At 63.5% G+C, this 244-nt stretch carries 1 protein-coding gene; it reads right to left on the bottom strand.

Annotation, left to right across the window (positions count from 1 at the left end):
* A partial coding sequence (locus tag ACPYOI_RS36785; protein WP_481424272.1) for a helicase HerA-like domain-containing protein occupies positions 1 to 244 on the bottom strand: 244 nt, incomplete at both ends.

Below are 244 nucleotides of genomic sequence, written 5' to 3'. Positions count from 1 at the left end.
CGCAGCGCGTGCTGCACCCGGTTACCCAACTGTCCGAGCACACGGTCGGGCACGTCGATCGGGTTCTGCGTCACGAAGTAGATGCCGACACCCTTGGAGCGGATCAGGCGGACCACCTGCTCGATCTTGTCCATCAGCGCCTTGGGCGCGTCGTTGAACAGCAGATGCGCCTCGTCGAAGAAGAACACCAGCTTCGGCTTGGGCAGATCGCCGGCCTCGGGCAACTCCTCGAACAGCTCCGACA

The organism is Rhizobium sp. SVR5-2C (genome assembly GCF_056755115.1).
The sequence above is the reverse complement of the archived record's forward strand: the minus strand, read 5'-3'. Positions and strand labels throughout refer to the sequence as shown.